Source organism: Nocardia sp. NPDC058705 (genome assembly GCF_042749305.1).
In the GTDB taxonomy this organism is placed as follows: domain Bacteria; phylum Actinomycetota; class Actinomycetes; order Mycobacteriales; family Mycobacteriaceae; genus Nocardia.
Genome location: NZ_JBHYRN010000001.1, coordinates 170,810 through 195,068 on the forward strand (window position 1 = coordinate 170,810; position 24,259 = coordinate 195,068).

The window sequence follows — 24,259 nt, forward strand, 5'->3', positions numbered from 1 at the left end:
CAGAATAGTCAGGCCGGGCTCATTTCTAGCCCGGCCTGACGGTGCTCAGGCGCCCACGTAGTCGGCGAGGTGTTCGCCGGTGAGGGTGGAGCGGGCCTTGACGAGGTCGGCGGGGGTGCCTTCGAAGACGATCTGGCCGCCGTCGTGGCCTGCGCCGGGGCCCAGGTCGATGATCCAGTCGGCGTGGGCCATCACGGCCTGGTGGTGTTCGACGACGATGACGGACTTGCCCGCTTCGACGAGGCGGTCGAGCAGGCCGAGGAGCTGTTCGACGTCGGCCAGGTGCAAGCCGGTGGTGGGTTCGTCGAGGATGTAGGTGCCGCCCTTGTCGGACATGTGCGTGGCCAGTTTCAGGCGCTGGCGTTCGCCGCCGGACAGGGTGGTGAGTGGCTGGCCGATGGTGAGGTAGCCGAGGCCCACTTCGCTGAGGTGGGTGAGGATCTTGTGGGCGGCGGGGGTGCGGGCTTCGCCTTCGCCGAAGAAGTCGCGTGCTTCCTCCACCGGCATGGACAGGACGTCGCTGATGTTCTTGCCCGCGAACCGCAGTTCGAGCACGTCGGCTTGGAAACGCTTGCCCTCACACACCTCGCACCTGGTCGAGACGCCCGCCATCATCGCCAGATCGGTGTAGACCACGCCGGCACCGTTGCAGTTGGGGCAGGCGCCTTCGGAATTGGCGCTGAACAGAGCGGGTTTGGCGCCGGTGGCCTTGGCGAAGGCTTTGCGGATGTGATCGAGAAGGCCGGTGTAGGTGGCGGGGTTGGAGCGGCGCGAACCCTTGATCGGAGCCTGGTCGATGGAGATGACGCCTTCGTCGATGGGGATCGAGCCGTGGACCAGGGAGCTCTTGCCCGAACCCGCGACGCCGGTGATCGCGACCAACACGCCGAGGGGGATGTCGACGTCGACCTTGTTCAGGTTGTTGGCTACCGCGCCGCGAATCTTCAAGGCGCCGTTCGACTTTCGCACGGAGTCCTTGACCGCGGCACGGTCGTCGAAGTGGCGGCCGGTCACGGTGTCGCTCTTGCGCAGGCCGTCGACGGTGCCTTCGAAGCAGATGGTGCCGCCCTTGGAACCCGCGGCGGGGCCGATGTCGACGATGTGGTCGGCGATGGCGATGGTCTCGGGCTTGTGTTCGACCACCAGGACCGTGTTGCCCTTGTCGCGCAGGCGCAGCAGCAGGCCGTTCATGCGCTGGATGTCGTGCGGGTGCAGGCCGGCGGTCGGCTCGTCGAACACGTAGGTGACGTCGGTGAGCGAGGAACCGAGGTGGCGAATCATCTTGACGCGCTGAGCTTCACCGCCGGACAGCGTGCCCGACGGGCGCGACAGCGACAGGTAACCCAGGCCGATCTCGACGAAGGAATCGAGGGTTTGGCGCAGCGACTCGAGCAGCGGGGCGACCGAGGGGTCTTCGATGTCCTTGACCCATTCGGCCAGGTCGGTGATCTGCATGGCGCACGCGTCGGCGATGCTCAGACCCTTGATCTTCGACGAGCGCGCGGCCTCGGACAGGCGGGTCCCGTCGCAGTCCGGGCAGGTGCCGAAGGTGACCGCGCGCTCGACGAACGCGCGCACATGCGGCTGCAGGGAATCAATGTCCTTGGACAGCATCGACTTTCGCAGCTTGGGGATCAGACCTTCGTAGGTGAGGTTGATACCTTCGACCTTGACCTTGGTCGGCTCCTTGTACAGCAGGTCGGCGAGCTGCTTCTTGGTGTACTTCTTGATCGGCTTGGCCGGGTCGAAGAAGCCGGAACCCTTGAAGATTCGCCCCATCCAGCCGTCCATGCTGTAACCGGGGATCTTGAACGGGCCGTCGTCGAGGGACAGGTTCTCGTCGTAGAGCTCGGTGAGGTCGATGTCGTTGATCAGGCCTTTGCCTTCACAGGTGGGACACATGCCGCCGGTGATGGAGAAGCTGCGCCGTTCCTTGACGGTGACCCCGTTCTTCTCCACCTCGACCGCGCCCGCACCGCTGATCGAGGCGATGTTGAACGAGAACGCCTGCGAGGAACCGATGTGCGGGTCGCCGAGGCGGCTGAACAGGATGCGCAGCATGGCGTTGGCGTCGGTGACGGTGCCGACGGTGGAGCGCGGGTTGGCGCCGAGACGCGACTGGTCGACGAGGATCGCGGTGGTCAGCCCCTCGAGCACGTCGACGTCGGGCCGGGACTGACTGGGCATGAAACCCTGCACGAACGCGCTGTAGGTCTCGTTGATCAGACGCTGCGATTCGGCGGCGATGGTGCCGAAGACCAGCGAGCTCTTGCCCGAACCGGACACCCCGGTGAAGACGGTGAGCCTGCGCTTGGGGATCTCGATGCTCACATCGCGCAGGTTGTTGACCCGCGCGCCGTGCACGCGGATCAGATCATGGCTGTCCGCGGGCTCGATGGTCTTGTTGGCCGTGCTCATGGGTCTCCCTCGATCAGTCGACATCGCCGAAGTACGAATCTACCGGCGCGGGGACCTACTTGGCCTGCTGGATGCGGACCATGTTTCCGGCGGGGTCGCGGAAGGCGCAGTCGCGGATGCCATAGGGCTGATCGGTGGGTTCCTGCACGACCTCGATATCTCCTGCCTGCAGCTTCTCGAACAGGCCGTCGAGGTCTTCGGTGGCGAGGTTGATCGCGGCGTAGGTGCCCTTGGCCATCATCTCGCCGATCACGCGGCGTTCCTCGTCGGTGATGCCGGGGTCGGCGGCCGGTGGGTGCAGCACGATGGAGGTGTCGGGCTGGCCCGCCGGGCCCACGGTGATCCAGCGCATGCCGTTGTAGCCGACATCGTTGCGGACTTCGAACCCGAGCGCGTCGCGGTAGAAGGCGAGGGCGGCGTCGGGGTCGTCCTGGGGCAGGTAGGTCTGGTGAATGGTGAGGTTCATGACGACCACGCTAATCACCGGTCACCAGCCGACGCTTCTCGATTCCTGATCGGTCTGGTCACCTTCTTGACCACGCACGACGGCATGCCCGCGGTCTGCTGGTCCTGCTGCTGTTTGTAGACACTGGGCGGCACACCGACGAGTTCGGTGAACCGGGTACTGAAGGTGCCCAGCGACGACGAGCCGACCGCGAAACACACGTCGGTGACGCTCAGGTCGCCACGGCGAAGCAAGGCCATGGCCCGTTCGATGCGGCGCGTCATCAAATAGGAGTACGGCGATTCCCCGTAAGCCAGACGGAACTGCCGACTGAGATGCCCGGCGGACATGTGGACGCCGCGAGCGAGCGCCTCGACGTCGAGTGGCTGGGCGTATTCGCGGTCGATGCGGTCACGCACGCGACGCAACAGCGCGAGATCGCGCAGATGCTGTGGTTTCGCGGGTGTACCGGTCACCTGTGCGATCTTCCCACGTCGGGCGAAACGCAGACCAGGTCAGGTGTCGAGGACGTGGGTGAGTTCGGCACGGAAGTGGGGGCAGGTGCGGAAGTCCTCGGCGTCACAGTCGAGGACGTGGGTGACCGCGTCGAGGGCGGCGCGGGTGCGCGCGATCCGGTCGGCGAGGCGGTCGCGGTGGGACTCGAGCACCTCGCGCCGGGTGGTGCGGTCCGGGGCGCGTAGGAACAGGACGGCGAGATCGTCGAGGGATAACCCGGCCTTCTTGCCGAGCACGATCATCGCGATCGTGTCGATGTCGGCGCTGCGGTAGTAGCGGCGGCCGGCCGAGTCACGGGGTGGGCAGAGCAGTCCGCAGTCTTCCCAGTGGCGCAGAACGTGGGTCGCGAGACCGAACCGCGCCGCCACCGCACCGATCGTGGTGTGTTCCTCGGCCATCGCCCGAGCCTATGCGGTGGCGCGGTAGCAGGTGATCACCGCGACGGGATGCCAAGGGAGGCGGATGGTTTCGGTTTCCACTGCGCCGAAGACCGCATCGAGGGCGCGGCGGATCTCGCGGGTTCGGGTGAAGCGGAAGTCGTACAGGGCGGCGGCGCCGCCAGGGCGCAGTACTCGATGCAGTTCGGTGACGGCGGACGGCAGGTCGGGCCATTCGTGCATGCTCAGACTCGAGACGGCCGTGTCGACACTCGCATCGGGATGGGGCAGGTCGGCGACGTCGGCCACCGCCAGTTCGACCGGGTACTCGGCGAGGTTGCGGCGGGCGATGTCGATCATGTGCGGGGACAGGTCGATGCCGTGCAGCCGCAGGTCGGGCCGTCGGGTTGCCAAGTAGGACAGCAGCTTTCCCGGTCCGGTGCCGAGGTCGATGACGGTGGCCGAGTGGGCAGAGCGAGTATCGATGTCAGTGGCTATCCGGCGGTACAGGCCGGTGAGGAGTCGGGTGGCGCGGCGGTCGTAGCCGAGGCTCTGTTCGTATCCGAAGGTGGTCATGGGACCACGGTGGCTGTTCAGGTCGACGTGAAGTCAAGCTCTCCGGTCGGGCGGACTGCCGCAGTGCGGCCAGGGGCTTGCTGGAATTGCCAGTACAGGTTGGTGTGGGCGATGACTTCTTCGGGTTTCGGTGCGCCCCACCGGGTTTTGTCGCCTGCGGTGTGGGCGTCGGCGACGAGGGTGACGTCGTAGCCGCGGACGAAGGCCCCATGGATGGTAGACCGGATGCAGGCGTCGGATTCCGCGCCCGTCACCACCAGGTGACCGGCTCGCGCGGCGGCGAGCACGTCCTCGAGGGCGGTGTCCTCGAACGAATCGCCGTAGTGCTTGGGGACCAGCTCTTCGGTATCGGCCCGGGTGAGCTCGGGGACGTATTGCCAGGGCTCGGTGCCTTCGACCAGGTCTTCGGACGAGTGCTGGATCCAGATGACCGGGATCTGGGCGATGCGTGCCCGATCGACGAGGGCGGCGATATTGGCGACGACCTCGTTTCGCAGCGGAGCTTCGTCGACGACGCCGTTCTGGACGTCGACGACGAGCAGGGCGGTGTTCGGGCGATCGGGCAGTGTGGTCATGGCGAATCCTCGAAGACGGTCAGAGCGGGCGCAGGACGACGATGCCGGGAATGGTGGACAGGTAGTCGGCCAGCGGGGTGTCGACGACCTGGTTGTTCGCGGCGAGGGAGGAGGCGTTGCGGAAGACGGGACCGGTGGGGGTTTGGACGATGATGCCGACGTGGGTGACGTCGAGCCCGGCTTCGGGGGTGTAGGCACCGAGATAGTCGCCCGTGCGCAGGGCCGCCTGCACTCCCCCATCGACAGCACCCGAGGGAATCTGTGTGATGGCCCGGTCCACCACGGGGACGCCAGGTACGTACAACCCTCCGTCGGCCTTCGCGTTGAGGTGCTTGGTCGTGGTGACTGCGGCGGGGCTCAGACTCGCGGTGATGTCAGTGGCGGCGCGGCGTTCGCGGGTGGCCCAGTCGGTGAAAAAGTGCTTGCGCTGGGCGAATTCGACCTGGCCATCGATGTAGCGGTCGGCGACGAGTTCGTTGACGAACTGGTCGCGGTCGGCGGCGCGGGAAGCGGCGTCGATGTAGTCGAGGAAGGTGAAGCAGTCCACGCGGCGCAGGTCGACGACCAGTTGTTCGCGTTCCGTCGCGGAGCCGACCAGCATGTTCGCCCCGTAGGGGGTGCCGAGTAAGCGAGCCGAGAGTCTTTCGATCAGCTCGGGTCTGTTGCTGCTGCCCGTTTCGGCGCGCACGGCGAGCAATTCGTCGATCTTGCGCATAGAGGTCTCGTCGATGACGGCAGGGTAGGCCAGTGCAGGCGCACCCGCGCACAGCAGCGCGGCGAGCACGAGCAGTATCCGGACGATGATGCGCAAGACGCCTCCAGCTGGCCACGGTCGATCGGTGCGAGCGTTGTCCACCGTAACCGACACCGCCGACAGGTTGGCCTTGTCAGGCCGCGCGACCACGACGAAGGTGGAGCACAGCGGACCCGGACGGCGACGATGCCGAATATTCGCGAATGGTAACGTCACGGCCTTTTATGACAGTGTTCGCGTATCGTTTTCGCAGGTAGTCCGTGTTCGCGGCGAGTTCGCGACGGGGTTGCTCCCCGTGGTGTCGTGGATGTGGTTCGTGCAGACGTCGACCATTGGCCCGTCCGGGCGGAAGGGATGCCGAAATGCGTGCGTTGACAGTGGTTCCCATGCAGAAGCAATCACTGAAAGTGGAGGATGTGCCCGACCCGGTCGTCGGCCCCGGCGAACTACTCGTCGACGGGATCTCGCTGGGGATCTGCGGTACCGACCGCGATATCGCGCAGGGCAACTACGGGTGGCTGCCCCCCGGCAAGTCACGGATGGTCCTCGGCCACGAATCGCTGGGCCGGGTCAAGACCGCACCCGCGGGCAGCAAGTTCGCCGCGGGCGATCTCGTGGTCGGGATCGTGCGCAGGCCGGACCCGGTGCCCTGTGGTGCGTGCGCGCGCGGCGAATGGGATATGTGCCGCAACGGAATGTATGTCGAGCGTGGGATCAAGGAGATCGACGGATACGGGTCGACCGCCTGGACCGTGCGCGAGGACTTCGCGGTGAAACTCGATCCGAAGCTGGAGAAGGTCGGGGTGCTGTTGGAACCGACGACCGTGGTGGCCAAGGCGTGGGATCAGATCGAGAAGATCAACAACCGGGCCTGGTTCGACCCTCGCAAGGTGTTGGTCACCGGCGCCGGGCCCATCGGGTTGCTCGCGGCGCTGCTCGGCGCCGAGCGAGGGCTCGAGGTCCACGTGCTCGACCGCACAACCGGTGGGGTGAAAGAGGAACTCGTGGAAGCGTTGGGTGCCACCTTCCACACGGGAACGGCAGCTGCGGTGGCGAAGGAGATCCAGCCCGACATCGTGATCGAGGCGACCGGCGCGCCCGCGGTGGCGTTGCAGGCGATGGAGATCAACAACCCCGGCGTGATCATCTGCCTGACCGGGGTGTCGACGCCCGGTGTCGACAGTGAGGTCGACGTGGGGGGCTTGAACCGCAACATCGTGCTCGACAACGCGGTGGTGTTCGGTTCGGTGAACGCGAACCGCCACCACTACGAGCAGGGCGCGCAAGCCCTCGCCAAGGCCGACGAGTCCTGGCTGGAACGGCTGATCACCCGGCGGCTGCCCCTGGAAAAGGCCCTCGAAGCGTTCGGTCCCGGCGGCGACGACATCAAGGTCGTCATCGACCTGGCCTGACCCGCCCCAACGAGGTCCGCGGTGGTCAGTCGACCGCCGCGGACCCGGCCGGAGGCACCGCGCAACCATCTGGGCCGCAGGTGTCACCGTCGGCGATGACCTGCGGGGCAGGTCGATCGTTCCACGCGGTATTCAGTGCGCGGGTGAAGGTTTCGGCCGGCTGCGCACCCGAGACCGCGTACTTGCCGTCGAAGACGAAGAACGGCACACCGGTCGCACCGAGTGCGGCAGCCTCGGCCTCGTCACGGCGAACCGCGTCGGCGTAGGCATCGGGATCGGCCAGCACCGCGCGCACGGAATTCTCGTCGAGTCCGGCGCGCACCGCCAGCGCGACAAGGCGTTCGGTGTCACCGAAGACCGGTTCGGGTTCGGCGAAATTGCCCGCGTACAGCGCGTCGAGCATGGCTTCCTGTTTGCCCTGGTCGAGGGCGTAGTGCAGGAGTCGGTGCATATCGAAGCTGTTGCCGGAGTCGCGCCCGGAGGTTTGGTAGGGCAGGCCCATGGCCGCGGCTTGGGCGCCGATGCCGCGTTCGTTGGCGGCGGCCTGATCGACGGTGATGCCGTATTTCGCGGCGATCGCCGGAATGACCGGGCGGGTGGATCCTTCGGGCAGCGTCGGATCGAGCTCGAAGGAGCGGTGCACCACGTCGACCTCGTCACGGTGCGCGAAGTCGGCCAGTGCTTCTTCGAAGCGGGCCTTGCCCAGGTAGCAGAACGGGCAGTTGATGTCGGTCCAGATCTCTACTCTGGTAGTCAAGCGGGCCTCCTCCGGCACACGAACATCCGGCGGGGTCCGCCGGGATCAATCTGGACAAGCGTTCGAATTACTGGGGTTATAACGCTGGCAACGAAGCCGCTATTCCCCTGGTGCGTCCGGGCATAACAGGACGAGCACGAAGGAACTGATGGCGATCGATCGACGACGGGGGTGGGTTCAGGTGCCCGAAGGATTGACAGTGCCCCGCGCACTCGGTGGACTCTGGGCGGTCCGACACGCCCAGAGCGAGGCCAACGCCTGGTACGCCGACCCGGCAACCGAGCAGCGACCGATGCCGGGCACCGACTCCGGGGTGGACCTGACCGAGTACGGGCACTGGCAGGCGGAGTGCCTCGGCGACTGGCTGGCGGGCTTGGCCGGCGTGCAGCGGCCCACGCTGGTGGTCTGCTCCCCCTACCTGCGCACCAGGGTCACCTGGGCAGTGATGGCCGAAGCCGCCACCACCCGCAACCGACACCTGCGTCCGATCCGCACCCTGGTCGACGAACGATTACGCGATCGCGAGATGGGCGTATTCGAACTGCACCCCTACCGGGCGATCCGGCGACGCGCCCCCGAGGAAGCTGCACGCCGCGAACACGTCGGCAACTGGGTCTATCGCCCGCCGGGCGGGGAATCGCTGGCCGACGTGGCGGTCCGGGTACGCAGTTTCCTCGACGAACTGGATGTGGTCGCCGCGGGCGAACAGGTACTGGTGGTAACCCACGACGCGGTGGTGCTGTCGTTGCGCTACATCCTCGATGGACTCGGTGCGCCCGTACCGGATTCGCTCGAGCCGGTGCCCAACGCGTCGGTGTCGCAGTGGCGGCGTGAAGGTCCGCGGCTGGCCCTGCGGGTGTGGGGATCGGTCGATCATCTGACGGTAGACGAGGTGACAGGACCGGACTCACTGGACGAACAGGCAGGTTGAGGCCTCGCGCGTGTCTGCGGGACAGGCAACCGAGGCCCACTACATTGGCGGCATGTCGAACCTGAGCGAAGCGAACGACAACGCATCGAAGCAGGACCAGTCCCGGTCGACGGCGGCGGGATCCGGCGACCGGCAGATCGAGGCGGCACTGGAATTCCTCGCCGAATTGGCAACCTCGACACTGGAATCCGGCTACGCCACCGAAGCGTCGATGCTGATGGTGAAGTCGTGCGCCGGGGCATGGGGACTGCGCGAGGTGACAGTGAGCAGTCTCGGTCGCGTGGTGATCGTGCAGTGCGCCGACGGCGACGGTCTCGTCCTGTCCCGCGTGGCCGAGGCATCGTCGTTGGACAGCTACGACTGCGACCGGATGCGACGGATCAAAGACGTTGTCCGACAGACGGTTACCGACAACCTCACGCCCGTCGACGCGTGCGACCGGCTGAAGAAGGCCGACATCGGCCCGCAACCGTTTCCGTGGTGGTCGGTACAGGCAGGCGGAGTGCTGCTGGCGTTCTGTATCTGCCTGCAGATCGGCGGCAGCCCGCCGGCCGCGCTGCTGGCCGCGGGCACCCAGCTCATCGTGAACCTGAGCGGGCGCGGATTCGGCGCCCACCATGTGCCGAAGTTCGTCGCCGTGGCGGTGCAGGCGGCGATGGCGGGCGCGCTGGGTGGAACGTTTCATCTGATCGGCTGGCTGTCGGTGGCCCAGGCCGCCACGGTGATCGCCACCGCCTGGGTGCTGATAGCGCCACTGCCACAATTGATCTCGACCGCGATCGACGTGGTCAGCGCCGACAGTCTGACCGCGTTGGCCCGCGCCTTGGGCGCGGCGTTGATCATCGGCGGGATCGTGCTCGGCGGTCTGCTGACCCTGGCCCTGGCGTGGCGTTTCGATCTGGGGATCGCCAGCGACGCGACGTTGCCCACGTTGCCCGTGTGGTTGGGCATTATTTTCGCGATCCTCGGCGCGATCGGCAACGCGCTGTTCAATGTGGGTGGGCGCGGTCTGCTGTTTCCCGCGGCGGTGGCCGGGTTGGTGACAGCGTCGGTGAACCAGACATTGATCCATGTGGGGCACATGCCCGCGGCGTGGGCGGGCCCGCTCGCGGCGGTCGTGTTGGGTTTCCTCGCCGCGGCGAGCGCGGAGCGGTTGCGGTTGCCGATGTCGGCGTTGGCGCTGGTCGGGATCACCGGTGCGTTGCTGCCGGGTCTGATCGTGTGTCAGGGGTTGATCCTGTCGGTGTACAAGGTGTCGGGGATCGGGTATTTCGCGCAGGCGGCGGCGGTGTGTGTGGCGCTGGGTCTCGGTGCGAGCTTCGGGGTGTACCTGTGGTCGGTGTCGGCGCGGCGACCGTGGGCGGCGACGACCGACTGATCGGTCCGCCGAGTGGGAGAATGCACGCGTGGATATCGCGATCGGTCTGGTAGTCCTCATCGGCTCGGCGACCGCGCTGGCGGCGCTGGCGCGAAGATTCGGCGTATCGGAGCCGCTGGTCCTGACCTTGGCCGGGGTCGCAGCGTCGTATCTGCCGATGGTGCCGCAGGTACACCTGGAACCTGAGGTGGTGCTGCTGGGCCTGCTGCCGCCGCTGCTCTACACCGCCGCGCTACGGACCTCACTGGTCGATTTCAAAGACAACCTGCGCACCATCGCCTCGCTGTCGGTCGGGTTGGTGCTGTTCAGCACGTTCGCGGTGGCGCTGGTGGTGTGGTGGTTGCTGCCGGTACCGTTCGCGGCCGCGGTCGCCCTCGGTGCGGTGGTCGCTCCCCCGGACGCCGTGGCCGCGACCGCGGTGGCGCGCCGCACCGGGATGCCGCGCAGCATCGTGACGGTGCTCGAGGACGAGTCGCTGTTCAACGACGCGACCGCGCTGGTGGCGTTGCGTTCGGCGATCGCGGCGATGGCCGGTGCGGTGACGGTGTGGCAGATCGGCGGCGATTTCCTGATCGCGGCCGTCGGCGGCGCGGTCATCGGGGCCGCGGTGGCGGCGGTGCTGGCGATGCTGCGCAGGCGGATCACCGATCCGGTGCTCGACACGTCGGTGTCGCTGCTGGCGCCGTTCGTGGCGTACCTGCCTGCCGAGCACTTTCACGCCTCGGGTGTGATCGCCGTGGTGACCTGCGGGATGATCCTCGGCCACGGTGCGCAACGCTGGCAGGGCGCGGCATCACGGGTCGCCGAGCGCACCAATTGGCGCACCATCCAGTTCATTCTGGAGAGCGCGGTGTTCCTGATCATCGGGTTGCAGGTGCGCTGGATCGTCGAAGGCGCCTGGCACAGCGGACTCGACCACGCCACCCTCATCGTCACCGCGATCGCGGTACTGGCCGCGGTGATGCTGGCCCGGCCGATCTGGGTGTTCACACCGGTCCTGGTGGCCAGACTCTTCGGGCGCACCACCGAGCCGTTGAGCCATGCGGCGGTGGTGTCCTGGGCTGGGATGCGCGGCGTGGTCACCTTGGCCGCGGTACTGCTGCTGCCCGATTCGACTCCCCAACTCCCGGTGCTGGAACTGCTGGCCCTGGTGGTGGTCGGTGGCACGCTGCTCGTCCAGGGCAGTTCGTTGCCGTGGCTGGTGCGGTTGCTGCGATTGCGCGGGCCCAGCCGCGAAGAGGACGCGCTCGCGAAAGCCGATCTGCTGCAACAGGCTTCGACCGCGGGTTTGGCCGAACTTGACCGCCAGGTCGGACCGAACACCCCGCAACCGGTGATCGAGTCGCTGCGGCAACGACTCACCTGGCGTTCCAACGCCGCCTGGGAACGATTGGGCCGCCCCGAAGCCGAACTGGTGACACCGACCGCCGAGTACCGGCGACTGCGCCTGGCGATGTTGCGTGCCGAACGTGACGCGGTGCTGAAGGTGCGCGACAAGGGAGCCGCCGATTACGAAGTGCTCCAACATGTCTTCGCCCAGCTCGACCTCGAGGAATCGATCATCGACCGCTTCGACGAAGACGATGACGAGCGCCGCGCCGAACCGCTGTCGACCGCGGCAGGCGCGCAGGGCTGCGTGCACCTGGACGAGGCGCCGCTACTGGCCCAACCGCCCGCCGGGGACCTGGTGTGCCAACAGTGCCTCGACGAGGGGTTGCAGTGGGTGCACCTGCGAATGTGCACCGCCTGCGGCAACATCGGCTGCTGCGAGTCCTCGATCGGCAACCACGCCGACGCCCACTTCCGGTCCACGGACCATCCGGTGATGCGCAGCGTGGAACCCGGCGAGCAGTGGCGCTGGTGCTACGTCGACCACCTGCTCGGCTAGTGACTCAGCCGCGGTGGGAGTAGATCAGGCGGGCGTACTCGGCGAGCAGGTGGTCGAGTTCGGTGGATTCGCCTGCGGCAGCGAGCTGTTGGTAGCCGATGATCATCGCCATCCCGAATTCGGTGACGACGGTGGCCGTGTCGGTGTCGCCGACAACACCGTCGATCACGCGATGCACGGTGCGCCTGCGTGATTCGTCGACCCGCTTGATCGTGACGTGTACCGATTCGTCGTTGGCCGCCCAGGCGCGCAGTGCGGCTTCGGCGCCGTGTTCGAGTCCGCTGGCGAGCACCGACATGGCGCGCACGTCGGCATCGGCATCACCGTGGCCGACGTCGAGCGCGCGTAGCTCGACCATCTGACGGTTCTCCCAGTGTTCGAGCAGGGTGTCGACAAAGCCCTGCCAGGAACCGAAGTGGTGATAGAACGAGCCGCTGGTGACGCCGAGGCGACGGCACAGCACCCCGATGTTGAGACCTTTGAAACCGAACTCTGCGAGCACCGCCACCGCGGTGTCGAAGTACTGCTCCTTGGTGACCACTCGGGACATCGCGATGCCGTTCTGTTCGTGCGGGCAGGGCTGAAGAATGCGAACAGTACCCCATCGTATCGAGCCCCCGCGTCTACGTAACGTTGTCTATGTTGCGCTCCGATCGGCCCGCCCGACCCTGAAATGCCAAGTGGCGGAACGAAATACGTGCGCAGAGCCCGAAAACCGCATCCGGATGGAATAGCAGAGCAGACGCTCTGTAAACTATTGTTCATGCCGAGACCGCGCACGCACGACCCGCAGACGGTCCTGGACGCCGCCGAGAACCTCGCGGCCCGTTCCGGACCCGCCGCGGTGACGGTGCGCGCAGTCGCCGCCGCGACTGGAGTATCCAATGGCGCGCTCTATCACACATTTCAGTCGCGCCAGGTTGTGCTGGCGCACACCTGGTTACGCGCCGCGCACCGATTCCTCGACCTCCAGACCGCCGACATCGACCGCGCCGTCACCGCCGCCGACCACGACATCCGCATCGACGCGGTCCTCGACGCCGCCGAAGCACCCGCGAGACTGGCCGAAAAGCACCCCGACTCCGCGCGCCTGCTCCTCCTTGTCGACCGCGCCGAACTCCTCGCCGGTGACATCCCGCCCGCACTCGCCCAGGAGATCGCCGACACCGAGAAGGCCCTCATTGCCGCGCTCAATCGTCTCGCGCGCACCCTGTGGGGTCGTGCCGATCGGCGCGGCGTCGCCACCGTCACCACCTGCCTGGTAGACCTGCCCACCGCGCTGCTGCTGCGCCGCGACCGGCTCACCGACCCCCTGGCCCGTGCCCAGCTGCGTGCTGCCGTACGTGCCGTCCTCGACCTCGGTCCCCACTGAAAGGCAAACCCCGTGCCCACACTGCGCCACCATGATTCGATCGCCGTCCTCGACCTGGGCGAGGGCGAGAACCGCTTCTCCCCGGACTACCTCACCGAACTGCACACCCACCTCGACACCGTCGTCGCCGAGGGCGCCCACGCCCTGGTGACCACCGCGACCGGCAAGATCTACTCCAACGGCCTCGACCTGGACTGGCTCGCGGCAAATGGTGACCGGGCCGCCGAATACGTCGCCTCGATCCACACCCTGTTCGCCCGGGTCCTCACCCTGCCCATGCCGACGGCCGCCGCGATCGGCGGACACGCCTTCGGGGCGGGCGCGATGGTGGCGATGGCACACGACTACCGGGTGATGCGCGCCGACCGCGGCTACTTCTGCTTCCCCGAGGCCGATATCCGCATCCCGTTCACCAACGGCATGGCCGCGCTCATCCAGGCCAAGGTGACCCCCAAGACCGCCATCGCCGCCATGACGACGGGTCGCCGTTTCGGTGGGCCCGACGCGCTGGCCGTGGATCTGGTCGACGCCACCGCCGCCGAAGGCGAAGTCCTCGACGCCGCACTGGCTTTGGTCGCACCGCTGGGCGGCAAGGATCAGCCCACGATGACAGCCATCAAATCGGTGATGTTCGCCGACGTCCTCGACGCGCTGCGCACCCGCGACTGAATCACGGCAACCGGGGGCCCTTGCCCAGATAGATGTCACCGCGATCATCGCCTGCCCAACCACCCCCGGTGTAGTCGCCGAGCACGAAACACGCGTCACAGAACTGCTTTCCGAACACCGTGAGGTAGATGCTGCGGTAGGAGCTGATCGCGCGCATCTTCACCGACTTGTAGGCGGCCTGGGCCGGTGGCTGGGCTTCGAGGAATGCGTACCGGCGGAAGTCGGCGACGGGTTCGGTCGAAAAGCGAACCAGCCCCAGCCGACTCAGGTTCCCGAGGTAGTGGTGGTCGCGGTCGGGCAGCGCGCAACCGGCCATGGCGGCGATCATGTTGATGCCGTCGGCCAGCCGTTGCGAGCCGATCCCGAACGGCGCCTTGGTACGGATGTCGATGGCGGGTTGTGGTCCGGCGACGGCGAGGAAGCGCAGGATGCGCGCTTCGTCCGGGGTCAGGTCGTGCAGGATCGGCACGAACGAGGGGTGCAGGTCGCGCGGTTGCTGTGCGCAATCCCAGCCCTCGGTGATCATCGCGTCGCCCATAGCCTTGAGATCTTCGGCGTCGACGGCGTTTTCGGCCGGGCCGTAGAGTCCGGTCGGGGTGGCGGACAGGCCCAGCGCGCTCAAGGCTGTGCGGCGCAGCAGGTCGACGCGTTCGTCGAAGATCTGCGACATCGGTTCGCCCGCGCGGATGTCGTCGACGAGGTCGGTGGCGGTGTGCACCGCGCCCTTGGTGACCGCACCCACGATGTGGCGCAAGGACAATCCGGCGATGCGGGCCAAACCGAGCAGGTCGGTCGGGATCCCGGGGTCGCGGTCGGGCTGCTTCTCATCCATGGTCACGCTCCGAAGATCAGCAGGTGCAGGGCACCGATGCAGGCACCGAGGATGCCACCGTGCAGATACAGCAGCCAGGCGTCCTGTTCGATGGCGGTGTAGAGCATTTCGACGAATTCCTCGGGTGGCAGCTCGCGCAGTTTCTCGGTGGCCAGTCGGTCCACGCTGGCCGCGGTCGTCTGCGAGAACTCGACGTCGTCGACCAGCCACGGCTTCATCTCGGTGGCCAGGTTGGCGCCCGCGGTGGCCTGGATGGCGTCGAACTGGCGTGCGCCAACCGCCAGCCGGGTGACCGACCGCAGCGGACCGAGCACCCGGTCGATCTCGAGCTTGAGGAAATGGGCGATCACCGCGCGGGTCTTGTCACCGCTGGGCCCGTCGAGCAACTGCTCGGTCACCACGTCGAGGGTGACGATCTGATACCCGATCGCATGCCCCAGATCCGCCGCCGCCTGATGCTGACGTTTCGCAAATTTCGCGACCCGCCACGGGTATTTGTAGCGCGGCTGCGGCACGGCGGGCTCGAACACCACCTTGATCGCGATGATGTTGACCAGCACACCCACCACCGCGCCGCCGGCGAGCACCCACGCCCACGCTGGCAGGAAATGCAGGATGCTGTAGAGCCAGCCGGGCAGCGAGATCAGCGCGGGGGTGTCGCCGTGCGGGGTGCTGTAGTGCAGCAGCGACAACCACAGCGCCACGATCACCCCGAACGGAAACCCCAGCACCCCACTGCGTGTCATGAACCGCAACTCCGGTGCGCCGAGCCCGTAGATGACGTCTTTGAGCAGTTCGGGACGCCGCCGCAGATAGCCGACCACCATCAGCTTCACGTCAAGGAGCTGGTCGATGTTCTCGCCGATGAAATCGAAGGCGCGGTCGGTGATCGCGGGCAGCTCGTATTCCACCCGGCTGTAGACGGCTTCGCGGGCGCGCGGGGGCATGTCGGACCACAGCTGCGGGTGCTCGGTGGTCATGATCGAGTCGACCATCGAGCGCACATTCGGCAGCGCCGCGTGCGCGACCTGGGCGGAGATCTTGCGCGGGTCCATCTGGTCGAAGAAGTCCTTGGCGGTGCCGATCTTGGCGACGGCGTTGTCGACCATCAGGCTCGCCATCTTCTCCGAGCGGGCCGGGATGAACCCCTGGAAGCCGAGAATGCCACCGGGGGCGAACGTCGGCAGGATCTGCACTTTGCGTGGCAGCAACGGGAAGATCGTCTTCAGACCCGGCACATAGAAACCGGTGAAGCGCACCGGTGCGAACAGCATGATCACCCCGGTCCAGTTGGTGATCAGACCGGCCATCGCACTGAAGATCGGGATGGTGATCATGTCGACCCAGAATTTGCTCAGGCCGGTGGTCTTCTCCCAGTCCAGCAGGCCGAAGAAGCCCGCCGCCTCGATCCCAGCATTCATCCGGCGTCCACTCCGTCGTGTTCGCAAACATCGCGCGTTCGGTCATCATAGGTGAGAAAGCGGGAGGTTCCGGGCAATTCTGCGGTTCTCCGCTATATCGGAGCAAACCCGGTGTCAGGTCCAGACGCGGCGTTCGCGCCAGGCCCGTTCGAACGGCAGCCGCCACGAGCGCGGCGTCACGAGCTGGTGGATGGCGTTGGGGCCCCAGGAGCCGGTGTCGTAGTTGCGTACCGGGGGCGGGTCGTCGAGCAGTGGCGCCGAGATCTCCCAGAGGCGTTCGATGCCGTCGGCGGTGGTGAACAGGGTGTGGTCGTTGCGCATCGCGTCCAGGATCAGGCGTTCGTAGGCTTCGAGCACGTCACCGGCGCGGTCGGTTTCCTCGAGCGCGAACTGCAGGCTGAGCTTGTCGAGTTTCATACCGACACCGGGGCGTTTGCCGTAGAACGACAACGACACCTTCGACGAATCGGCCAGATCGAAGGTCAGATGGTCGGGCCCGTGCGCGCCGACGCCGGAACCGGGCGGGAACATCGACTGCGGCGGCTCACGGAAGGCGATCGAGATGATCCGCTGCCCCTGGGCCAGGTACTTGCCAGTGCGCAGGTAGAACGGCACATCCGCCCACCGCCAGTTGTCGATCCCGCAGGCCAGCGCCACGAACGTCTCGGTGTCGGAATCGGGGTCCACACCGGGTTCGTCGTGATAGCCGCGCACCTGCCCGCGCACCACCTTGCGTGGATCCAGGGGCAACATCGACCGGAAGACCTTGTTCTTCTCGATGGTGATCGCCTCCGAATCCAAGGCCGTCGGGGGTTCCATCGCGACGAACGCCAGGATCTGGAACAGGTGGGTCACCACCATGTCGCGAAACGCCCCGGTGGCGTCGTAGAACTCCGAACGTCCTTCGAGACTGAGCTTTTCGGGGACATCGATCTGGATGTGGTCGATGAAATTGCGGTTCCAGATCGGTTCGAACAGGCCGTTGGCGAACCGGAACGCGAGGATGTTGAGTGCGGATTCCTTGCCGAGGAAATGGTCGATGCGAAAGATCTGGGATTCGTCGAAGACCTCGTGGATGGCGGCGTTGAGCGTGCGGGCGCTGTCGAGGTCGACGCCGAACGGTTTCTCCATCACCACCCGGGCGTCATCGGTGAGGCCCGCTTCGGCGAGCATCGCGATCACCGCGGGTGCGGCTTTGGGCGGCACCGACAGGTAGGCCAGTACCTGGGTGTCGGGGCCCAGGGCGGCGCGCTGGGTGTCGACGGCGCGGCGCAAAGCTGCGGGGCCCGCGGTGAGGGGCACGTAGGTGAGGGTTTCGGCGAACTTGTCCCAGTCCTCGAGCACGCCACGGCGCGAGGACGCTTCGCAGGCGGTGTGGGCCAGTGCGCGGAAGGACTCGTCATCGAGGTCGTCGAGGGAGACGCCGATGATGCGCAGGTCGGGTGCCAGGTGCGACCGGGACAGGTGCAGTAGCCCTGGTAGGAGTTTGCGGCGAGCGAGATCGCCGGTGGCGCCGAACAAGACGACGACGTGCGGGGCGGTTTCCGAGCCTGTGGCCGACACCTTCTCCAGGGTACGGCGCGAGACACCGCCGGGGGCCGTTCTCGACCGGACCGACACCGTGCCGACGACTCAGTGGGTGGTGTTCACCAGCAGCAAGTTGGTGTCGATGTCATGGGTGACCTTGTTCGCCACCGATCCCAGAAGTCTTGCGGGACCGCTCATTCCGCGATTACCGATGACGACGAGGTCGTACTTCCAGCCCGCGTTGCAGATGGCCTCCGCCGCCGGAACGCCGGTGAGCACGTCACGGCCGAACAATTCCGGGTCGCTCACCGCGATCTGGCCTTCCACGTCGATCAGGGTGGTGGCGCCGTCGTCGTCGGTTTTGGCCGAGGTCACCAGGAACGGGCGCGCACTCAACGCGAGAGCGAGGTCGTAGCCGCGGCGCACGGCGGTCAGCGAACTCGCCGAACCGTCGGTGGTGAGGCCCACGGTGGTCCAACGCTTGGGGATCTTGTGGGTGAACACCACATCGGTCTGACTGTGGTGGGACACGTGATTGGCCGTCGAGCCGAGCAAGCGCGCTTTGGAACTGCCCAGACTGCCGCCACCGATGATCAGCACGGTGCCGGGTTCGGCGGCTTCGAGCAGCAATGCGCCCGCGGTGCCCTCGAGTTCGATGCGGGTGACCTCGGTGACGCCGGTGGCGAGCAGCACGTCGGCGGCCGCGGCGGTGTTCTGTTCGGCCCAGGCGGCGTCGGTGCTTCTGCGTCCCGCTTCTTTCCACACGCTCACCGCGGTGACCCCGATGTCGAGGCGTACCGCGAACTCCCCCGCCACCGCTACCGCCGTCTGCGCGGACTCCGACCCGTTGGTTCCCACGATGATGCGCTGGTAGCAACCCATGTGGCGCTCTCCGATCGACGGCAGGTCAGCTGCGCTGTGGCCCACAGTATAAGCGCAGCACACCACGAGCAACCGAGGTGTCAGCGCTGTGGTGGCTCGGCGGGCAACGACAGACGTTTGAGGTGCAAGGCGTTGAGCGCGACGATCAGGCTCGATCCCGACATGGCCATCGCAGCGATCTCCGGGCGCATGGTCAGGCCCCAATGGGCGAAGCAGCCGGCCGCGATCGGCAGGGCGATGCCGTTGTAACCCACTGCCCACCCGAGGTTCTGGTGTTCTTTGTGGACGGTGCCACGGCCGATGCGCAGTGCGGTCGAGACCGCGAAGGGGTCCGAGCGCATGAGCACGACGTCGGCGGTCTGGATGGCGACGTCGGTGCCCGCGCCGATCGCGATGCCGAGGTCGGCGCGGGCCAGGGCGGGCGCGTCGTTGACTCCGTCGCCGACCATCGCGACCTTCTTGCCGGAGTGTTGCAGGTCGGCGATCCGGTCGGCTTTGTCCTTGGGCAGCACGTCGGCGATCACGGTGTCGATGCCGAGATCGTGGGCGATGCGTTCGGCGGTGCCATTGTTGTCGCCGGTCAGCATGACCACGCCGACACCGAGCTCGTGCAGGGCTTGGACCGCGGCGGCCGATGTCGGGCGTGGGGCGTCGGCCAGGGCGATTACCGCTTGGGCGCGACCGTCGACGGCGACCAGGACCGCAGTGTGGCCTGACGCCGCCAACTGGTCGCGCTGTTTCGCCAGGTCGCCGAGGTCGATGTGTTCGGTGTCGAGGAGGCCGCGGTTGCCGACGAGGACGTGGTGCCCGTCGACGGTGCCTTTCGCGCCACGCCCCGCCACATTCTGGAATGCTTCGACCGAAAGTGTCTGTGCACCATGGTCTTTGGCGTAGTCGACGATCGCCTCAGCGAGGGGATGCTCCGATTCGCGTTCGACGGCCGCGGCCATAGCGAGCATTCGGTCGGTGTCGATGCCGTGCGCGGTGACCACCTCGGTCACTTCGGGTTTGCCGCTGGTGAGGGTGCCGGTCTTGTCCATCACCACCACGTCGATGCGCGCCGCGTCCTCGAGCGCCGTCGCGTTCTTGAACAGCACACCACGTTTCGCGCCGAGACCGGTCCCGACCATGATCGCGGTCGGCGTCGCCAATCCCAGCGCATCCGGACAGGTCACCACGACCACGGTGATCGCGAACAACAACGCCTTGCTCAACGACGCCCCGACGAGCAACCACACCACCAGCGTGGTCAGACTGCCCAGCAGCGCGACCAGGGTCAGCCAGAACGCGGCCCGATCGGCCAGACGCTGGCCGGGCGCCTTCGAATTCTGTGCCTGCTGCACCAATTCGACGATCTGCGCCAAGGCGGTGTCCGAACCCACCTTGGTGGCCTTCACCCGCAGACTGCCGGTGGTGTTGATGGTCGCACCGATCACCGCCGAACCCGGCTGCTTGTGCACCGGCAGGCTCTCACCGGTCACCATCGACTCGTCGACATCGCTGGAACCCTCGAGCACGGTGCCGTCGACGGCGATCTTCGAACCCGGGCGCACCACCAGCACGTCACCGACCCGCACATCGGCGGTCGGCGCCTCGGTCTCCTTGCCGTCGTGGAGCACAACAGCTTTCGGTGGCGACAGATCCAGCAGGCTCGTCACCGCGTCCCCCGCGCCACTGCGCGCCCGCATCTCGAACCAGTGCCCCAGCAACACGAACGTCGCCAACATCGTGGACGCCTCGTAGAACACCTCACCGCCACCGGTGCACGTGATGTAGAGCGAATACAGCCAGCCCGTCCCGATGCCCACTGCGACCAGCACCATCATGTCCAGGGTGTGCGCCTGCAACGCTTTCCACGCCCCGGTGAAGAAGATGGTCGAGGAGTAGAAGATCACCGGCAGGCTCAGGATCAGCATCCAGATATCGGCGCGCATCCCGAACGGTGTGGGCAGGTGCAGGCCGAACATGTGCGTGGCCATCGGCGACCAGAGCATCACCAGGGTCGAGAAGACGAGCGCGACCAGGAACCGGTCGCGCATGTCGCGGGCCATGCTGTCCATCGACATCGAGGCATGACCGCCGTGATGGGTCCCGGGCTTCGCGTCCGGATGATCAGGAGCGGAGTCCCCCGTGTCGTGCCGCGAACCCGAGGGATGGTCGGCGTGCGTCGCGGGTCCACTCATGGGGTCGCAGAGGTGGTTCGGTGTGGAACGACCCGCGCACCGGTAGCCGCAGTCGTGAACCCATGTGCACAGGTCGCTGACGGAGGTTCGGGCGGGATCGTAAGTGACAGTGGCGGTTTGGGCGACCGGGTTCGGTTCCACGGCGAGCACGCCGGGACGGTGACGCAACCCGTTGATCAGGATCCGGCGCGAGCTCGCGCGATGCTGCCCGCCGACGTGCAGAACGGCCGTGGCGGAATCGGAAGCGGATTGTTCCTTCGGGTCGCGCATCGCCGCTCCTGTCGCCGGTCGAACGCACGACGCGACAGCGCCACGCGCCTCAGTCTCCCCGCGAGAGTACCGATCCTGAACGCGATCTTCGGGGACCTGGCCTGCGCTTTCGCGATATCGGCGCCGAGGTACCGGCACGGAAGGCGCTGCTGACGGGCCCGCACCCCTGGCCGGACGCACACGGGCGCCGGGGAGGACGGGTCGACAGGGTCGATCAGGGAGGCCCTGGTGGGGCTGATGCCCGACCGAGAGGGTCTCAGAGGGTGATGCCGAGTAGCGCGTCGACGGCCGCGCGGATCAGGGCGGGCGCCTCGGCATCGGTGCCGCCATAGGCGATGGCCTGCTCGGCCCAGTTGTCGATCGCGTCGAGGGCCTTCGGGGTGTCGAGGTCGTCGGCCAGGTGCTGACGCAACCGGGCGACCGTGTCGGTGGCCGACGGGCCCGCGGTGAGCGAGACCGCTTCGCGCCAGCGGTCGAGGCGGGTCTGCGCGGCGGTGAGCACCTCGTCGGTCCACATGCGGTCGGACCGGTAGTGCCCGGCGAGCAGGCCGAGCCGGATCGCGGCGGGGTCGACTCCGGCGCGGCGCAGCTTCGACACCAGCACCAGGTTGCCCTTGGACTTCGACATCTTCTCGCCGTCGAGACCGATCAGCCCCGCGTGCACGTAGTGGCGGGCGAAGCGGCGGGTGCCGGTGATCGCCTCGGCGTGCGCGGCGGAGTATTCGTGGTGCGGGTACATCAGGTCCGAGCCGCCGCCTTGGACGTCGAACTCGGCGCCGATGCGGTTGAGCGCGATCGCCGCACACTCGATGTGCCAGCCGGGCCGACCGGCGCCGAAGGGCGCGGGCCAGGACGGTTCGCCCGGTCGTTGCGCCCGCCACAGCAGCGCGTCGATGGTGTCGCGTTTACCGGCCCGGTCGGGGTCGCCGCCGCGCTCGGCGAACAGCTTCTCCATGGTGGCGCGGTCGTAGCCGGATTCGTACCCGAACTGCTCGGTGGCGTCGGTACGGAAGTAGATGTCGGGGTATTCGGCGTCGTCGACGATGTAGGCGGCGTCGATGGCGAGCAGCTTCTGCACCACCTCCACCACCTCTTCGACCGATTCGATCGCACCGATGTACTGCCGTGGCGGCAGCACCTGCAGGGCGGTCATGTCCTCGCGGAACAGCTCGATCTCGCGGGTGCCGAGGTCGCGCCAGTCGATGCCGTCGCGGTCGGCGCGTTCGAACAGCGGGTCGTCGACATCGGTGACGTTCTGGACGTAGTGCACGTCGTGGCCCGCGTCGCGCCAGATCCGGTTGACCAGGTCGAAGGTGAGATAGGTGGCCGCGTGACCGAGGTGGGTGGCGTCGTAGGGGGTGATGCCGCAGACATACATTTTCGCGGTCGCGCCGGGGGTGACCGGGCGGATCTGCTGATCGGCGGTGTCGTACAAACGCAACGGCGGCCCTGTTCCGGGGACGGTCGGCAGGGCGATATCGGACCAGGACTGCATGTCTTCGAGGGTAGAGCCCCCGCCGACGGGCTCGGCTCGCGGCCCGGCACATGGGGTTGCTCGCGGCGTCGCGGCACGGCCCGCTACCTGCACACAAACGTGTTGTGGCGTCGGCGTCAAGGGTTGCGCTCGAGCAGATCCGCTGGTCATGGGGGTAACGGGGCGAATCGGGTGTGTCGCGCCCAGTGTGCGTCGCGAGCTGGGCGAACGGTTGCCATCGCGATCATTGTCACAGTCCACAATTCCCCTAACTTCCGTATTGCTCCCTATAGGTACGTTCGTTTACGGTTGTTTCATGACAGATGGTCTCTATTCGGTGGAGCAGGTCGCCGAACTGCTCGGACTGCATGTGCGCACCGTGCGCAGTTATGTGCGCGACGGCAAGCTCCCCGCCGCCCGCATCGGCAAGCAGTACCGCATCACCCACGAAGACCTCGAGGCGTTCACCGGATTGCCGATCACCACCCCGCAGACGTCGGCGCCTCGGCACGCCGAGTCCTCCTGCATCGTCGAGATCGACGACATCGACCGCGCCACCGTCGACCGGATCACCACCCTGCTCACCGCCACCGCGGGCACCAGGGGCGGTCAGCGCATGCGCGTGGAAACCAGCTACGACCCTGCCCGGAATCGCTTGAAAGTGATCCTGCTCGGCAGCCTGGCCGACAGCGCCCGCCTGCTCGACTACCTGGACGGAATCCTCAGCTCATGATCTACAAGTCCGACGAAGGCCGACGGCTCATCCACCAGCGTTACCGCGAGCGCCTCGACGCCTGGCCGGTCCCGCGCGAGGAATTGCGGATCGACACCGGTATCGGCGAAACGTTCGTCGTGGCGTCCGGACCCGCGGACGCACCGCCGCTGGTCGTGCTGCACGGCTCAGGAGCCAACGCCATCACCTGGCGCGCCGACATCGCGGATTGGTCCAGCCGTTTCCGCGTGTACGCGGTGGATCTGCCCGGCGAACCGGGATTCAGTTCCCCCACCCGGCCTGCACTGGACACCGACGCGACCGCGAGCTGGCTCGACGAGGTCATCGACGGACTCGGCCTCGACACCGTGGCGCTGGCCGGCATGTCACTGGGCGGGTGGACCGCCCTCGACTACGTGCTGCGCAGGCCCAACCGGGTCACGACGCTGGTCCTGCTGTGCCCCGGTGGGCTGGGAAAGCACCGCTACGGCTGGATGGTGAAGGCGATCGGGCTGTGGCTGCTCGGCAGGCACAGCGTGCGCGACATGGCACGGATCATTCTGGGTTTCGACGGACCGGAAGCCGACCCGATCCTCGATGATGTGGAACTGACGTTCGCGCATTTCACGCCGCGCCCCGCCGCGCTGCCCCGCTTCCGCGACGAACAACTACGCAAGGTGGACATCCCGGTCCTGGTAATCGTCGGCGACCGCGACGCCATGTTCGATTCGGCGCGCACCGCACAACGTGCCCGCGGCGCTTTCCCCCGCGGAGAGGTGCGGGTGCTGCCCGGCGTCGGACACGGCCTGCTGAATCAGACTGTGGCGGTACGGGATTTCGTGCGAACCCACGCTGGGTGATCGATCGGTGCCACCGCTCCCCGACGTGCG

Annotated in this window: 23 protein-coding genes; 8 read left to right on the top strand and 15 right to left on the bottom strand. The window is 67.0% G+C overall.

Annotated features, from left to right (window positions below):
- Positions 1-45: 45 nt before the first annotated feature.
- Genes ACFW6D_RS00790 through ACFW6D_RS00820 form a run of 7 tightly spaced genes read right to left on the bottom strand, consistent with a single transcriptional unit; the run spans position 46 to position 5,718 of the window.
- Positions 46-2,418, bottom strand: coding sequence for an ATP-binding cassette domain-containing protein (locus ACFW6D_RS00790; protein WP_379323372.1), 2,373 nt, complete (start codon positions 2,416-2,418; stop codon positions 46-48).
- A 55-nt stretch (positions 2,419-2,473) separates the two neighbouring features.
- The gene (locus tag ACFW6D_RS00795; protein WP_379323374.1) at positions 2,474-2,884 is read right to left on the bottom strand and encodes a VOC family protein; all 411 of its coding nucleotides are present in this window, start codon (positions 2,882-2,884) and stop codon (positions 2,474-2,476) included.
- A gap of 14 nt (positions 2,885-2,898) precedes the next feature.
- Positions 2,899-3,339 (bottom strand): helix-turn-helix transcriptional regulator, encoded by a 441-nt coding sequence (locus ACFW6D_RS00800; protein WP_379323376.1) that lies wholly within the window; start codon positions 3,337-3,339, stop codon positions 2,899-2,901.
- Between the two features lie 39 nt (positions 3,340-3,378).
- Positions 3,379-3,777, bottom strand: coding sequence for a MerR family transcriptional regulator (locus tag ACFW6D_RS00805; protein ID WP_379323378.1), 399 nt, complete (start codon positions 3,775-3,777; stop codon positions 3,379-3,381).
- Positions 3,778-3,786: 9 nt separating this feature from the next.
- Positions 3,787-4,332: a class I SAM-dependent methyltransferase gene (locus tag ACFW6D_RS00810; protein ID WP_379323380.1), complete on the bottom strand. Its 546-nt coding sequence runs from the start codon at positions 4,330-4,332 to the stop codon at positions 3,787-3,789.
- A 17-nt stretch (positions 4,333-4,349) separates the two neighbouring features.
- Positions 4,350-4,907 (bottom strand): isochorismatase family protein, encoded by a 558-nt coding sequence (locus tag ACFW6D_RS00815; RefSeq protein ID WP_379323382.1) that lies wholly within the window; start codon positions 4,905-4,907, stop codon positions 4,350-4,352.
- Between the two features lie 19 nt (positions 4,908-4,926).
- Positions 4,927-5,718, bottom strand: coding sequence for a DUF1460 domain-containing protein (locus ACFW6D_RS00820; RefSeq protein ID WP_379323384.1), 792 nt, complete (start codon positions 5,716-5,718; stop codon positions 4,927-4,929).
- A 329-nt stretch (positions 5,719-6,047) separates the two neighbouring features.
- Here ACFW6D_RS00820 and ACFW6D_RS00825 point away from each other — a divergent pair, with 329 nt between their 5' ends.
- Positions 6,048-7,073: a glucose 1-dehydrogenase gene (locus tag ACFW6D_RS00825; RefSeq protein WP_379323386.1), complete on the top strand. Its 1,026-nt coding sequence runs from the start codon at positions 6,048-6,050 to the stop codon at positions 7,071-7,073.
- Positions 7,074-7,098: 25 nt separating this feature from the next.
- On the opposite strand, the gene ACFW6D_RS00830 is transcribed toward ACFW6D_RS00825, so the two are convergent.
- On the bottom strand, positions 7,099-7,830 hold the full coding sequence (locus ACFW6D_RS00830) for a DsbA family oxidoreductase (protein ID WP_379323388.1): 732 nt from the start codon (positions 7,828-7,830) through the stop codon (positions 7,099-7,101).
- 199 nt (positions 7,831-8,029) lie between these two features.
- On the opposite strand from ACFW6D_RS00830, the gene ACFW6D_RS00835 reads away from it, so the two are divergent.
- The 3 genes from ACFW6D_RS00835 to ACFW6D_RS00845 are packed head-to-tail and all read left to right on the top strand — an operon-like array spanning position 8,030 to position 12,027.
- A complete protein-coding gene (locus tag ACFW6D_RS00835) occupies positions 8,030-8,761 on the top strand; it encodes a histidine phosphatase family protein (RefSeq protein WP_379323390.1) in 732 nt (243 codons plus the stop codon).
- 52 nt (positions 8,762-8,813) lie between these two features.
- Complete coding sequence (locus ACFW6D_RS00840) at positions 8,814-10,139, top strand: threonine/serine exporter family protein (protein ID WP_379323392.1); 1,326 nt, start codon at positions 8,814-8,816, stop codon at positions 10,137-10,139.
- A gap of 28 nt (positions 10,140-10,167) precedes the next feature.
- A complete protein-coding gene (locus tag ACFW6D_RS00845) occupies positions 10,168-12,027 on the top strand; it encodes a Na+/H+ antiporter (protein ID WP_379323394.1) in 1,860 nt (619 codons plus the stop codon).
- A 4-nt stretch (positions 12,028-12,031) separates the two neighbouring features.
- Here ACFW6D_RS00845 and ACFW6D_RS00850 read toward each other — a convergent pair whose 3' ends face one another.
- Complete coding sequence (locus ACFW6D_RS00850; protein WP_379323396.1) at positions 12,032-12,577, bottom strand: TetR/AcrR family transcriptional regulator; 546 nt, start codon at positions 12,575-12,577, stop codon at positions 12,032-12,034.
- Between the two features lie 213 nt (positions 12,578-12,790).
- On the opposite strand from ACFW6D_RS00850, the gene ACFW6D_RS00855 reads away from it, so the two are divergent.
- Both ACFW6D_RS00855 and ACFW6D_RS00860 read left to right on the top strand, forming a co-directional pair.
- Entirely contained in the window at positions 12,791-13,399 is a 609-nt protein-coding gene (locus ACFW6D_RS00855; protein ID WP_379323398.1) for a TetR family transcriptional regulator, read from the top strand.
- A 12-nt stretch (positions 13,400-13,411) separates the two neighbouring features.
- On the top strand, positions 13,412-14,068 hold the full coding sequence (locus ACFW6D_RS00860) for an enoyl-CoA hydratase-related protein (RefSeq protein WP_379323400.1): 657 nt from the start codon (positions 13,412-13,414) through the stop codon (positions 14,066-14,068).
- Position 14,069: 1 nt separating this feature from the next.
- Here ACFW6D_RS00860 and ACFW6D_RS00865 read toward each other — a convergent pair whose 3' ends face one another.
- From ACFW6D_RS00865 to mshC, 6 genes are all read right to left on the bottom strand, one after another.
- Entirely contained in the window at positions 14,070-14,900 is an 831-nt protein-coding gene (locus ACFW6D_RS00865; protein WP_379323402.1) for an Abi-alpha family protein, read from the bottom strand.
- Between the two features lie 2 nt (positions 14,901-14,902).
- Positions 14,903-16,321 (bottom strand): hypothetical protein, encoded by a 1,419-nt coding sequence (locus ACFW6D_RS00870; protein ID WP_379323404.1) that lies wholly within the window; start codon positions 16,319-16,321, stop codon positions 14,903-14,905.
- A gap of 114 nt (positions 16,322-16,435) precedes the next feature.
- Positions 16,436-17,884 carry a glucose-6-phosphate dehydrogenase gene (gene zwf / locus ACFW6D_RS00875; protein ID WP_379323406.1) on the bottom strand — a complete coding sequence of 483 codons (1,449 nt, stop codon included), beginning with the start codon at positions 17,882-17,884 and terminating at the stop codon, positions 16,436-16,438.
- A gap of 69 nt (positions 17,885-17,953) precedes the next feature.
- The gene (locus ACFW6D_RS00880) at positions 17,954-18,775 is read right to left on the bottom strand and encodes a universal stress protein (protein WP_379323408.1); all 822 of its coding nucleotides are present in this window, start codon (positions 18,773-18,775) and stop codon (positions 17,954-17,956) included.
- A 35-nt stretch (positions 18,776-18,810) separates the two neighbouring features.
- Positions 18,811-21,183: a heavy metal translocating P-type ATPase gene (locus ACFW6D_RS00885; protein ID WP_379323410.1), complete on the bottom strand. Its 2,373-nt coding sequence runs from the start codon at positions 21,181-21,183 to the stop codon at positions 18,811-18,813.
- 256 nt (positions 21,184-21,439) lie between these two features.
- Positions 21,440-22,678, bottom strand: a complete 1,239-nt coding sequence (gene mshC / locus ACFW6D_RS00890; protein ID WP_379323412.1) for a cysteine--1-D-myo-inosityl 2-amino-2-deoxy-alpha-D-glucopyranoside ligase — start codon at positions 22,676-22,678, stop codon at positions 21,440-21,442.
- Positions 22,679-22,973: 295 nt separating this feature from the next.
- On the opposite strand from mshC, the gene ACFW6D_RS00895 reads away from it, so the two are divergent.
- On the top strand, positions 22,974-23,390 hold the full coding sequence (locus tag ACFW6D_RS00895) for a helix-turn-helix domain-containing protein (RefSeq protein WP_379323414.1): 417 nt from the start codon (positions 22,974-22,976) through the stop codon (positions 23,388-23,390).
- Positions 23,387-24,229: an alpha/beta fold hydrolase gene (locus ACFW6D_RS00900; protein WP_379323416.1), complete on the top strand. Its 843-nt coding sequence runs from the start codon at positions 23,387-23,389 to the stop codon at positions 24,227-24,229. The genes ACFW6D_RS00895 and ACFW6D_RS00900 overlap by 4 nt, the downstream gene beginning before the upstream one ends.
- Positions 24,230-24,259 lie beyond the last annotated feature (30 nt).